The sequence below is a fragment of the Streptomyces sp. NPDC088812 genome (assembly GCF_044750285.1).
Lineage (GTDB): Bacteria > Actinomycetota > Actinomycetes > Streptomycetales > Streptomycetaceae > Streptomyces.
Genome location: NZ_JBIVJP010000103.1, coordinates 1 through 1036, shown reverse-complemented (window position 1 = coordinate 1036; position 1036 = coordinate 1). Strand labels below are relative to the sequence as shown.

1 protein-coding gene and 1 pseudogene are annotated in these 1036 nt (G+C 69.7%); both read right to left on the bottom strand.

The features are described from left to right. Positions 1-268 (bottom strand): annotated as a pseudogene (locus ACIP67_RS43495) (divalent metal cation transporter); the annotation flags it as partial. Between the two features lie 84 nt (positions 269-352). Continuing rightward, positions 353-1036: ATP-binding cassette domain-containing protein (locus ACIP67_RS43490; protein WP_401700300.1), on the bottom strand; the 684-nt coding region annotated here is incomplete at its 5' end.

The following is a 1036-nucleotide window of genomic DNA, read 5'->3' as shown; positions in this document are numbered from 1 at the left end:
AGAGGTAGTAGCGGCCCACGCCCTCCACGAGCACGATCTTGAAGATCACGCCCAGCACCACGGCCCACAGCAGCGTGTAGCCGTAGCGGGAGCCGGCGGTCAGGGTGGCCACCAGGTCCGCCGCGCCCACGCCCGTGGCCGCGGCGACGATGCCCGGGCCGAGGGAGTTCCAGCGCGGGCGGATCGGCGTCTCGTTCAGTTCGGCGTCGGTGAACCCGACGATGTCCGGGTTGTGCACGGGGCGCCCGGGGTCGGCGGCGTGGGCCATGGGATGCTCCTGCGATCGGGGATGCGAGTGATCCAGCAAGTATCACGCATGGGAGCGACCCGGATCACATCATTCCGCGGTGCTTCACACGTGCGTCCCGTCCGCCTCCACCGCGATCCCCAGCTCGTTGCCCGGGATCGAGGCGAGCAGCCGCCGCGTGTACGGGTGTCGGGGGTTGATGAAGACCTCCTCGGAGCTGGCCGCCTCCACCACCTGGCCGTCCTTCATGACGCACACGTAGTCGGAGATGAGCCGCACCACCGCCAGGTCGTGCGAGATGAACAGGTAGCTCAGCCCCAGCTCGTCCTGCAGGCGGCGCAGCAGCGTGAGGATCTGGTCCTGCACGAGCACGTCCAGCGCCGAGACCGGCTCGTCGCACACGATCAGCTCGGGGTTCAGCGCGAGCGCCCGGGCGATCGCCACGCGCTGGCGCTGTCCGCCCGAGAGCTCGGCCGGGTACCGGCGGTGGAAGTGGGAGGGCAGGGCCACCTGGTCCATGAGCTCGAGCACCCGCGCCCGCCGCTGCCTGGCGTTGCCCCGCCGGTACGTCTGCAGCGGCTCCTCGATGATCCGGCCCACCGTGAACGAGGGATTGAGCGAGGAGAAGGGGTCCTGGAACACGGCCTGCACGCGCTGCCGGAAGTCCTTGAGCCCCTCCCCCTTCAGCGCCAGCACATCCTTGCCCTCGAAGCTGATCTCGCCCGAGGTCGGCTCGATCAGCTTGAGCAGCATGCGCGCAGTCGTCGTCTTGCCGGAGCCGGACTCGCC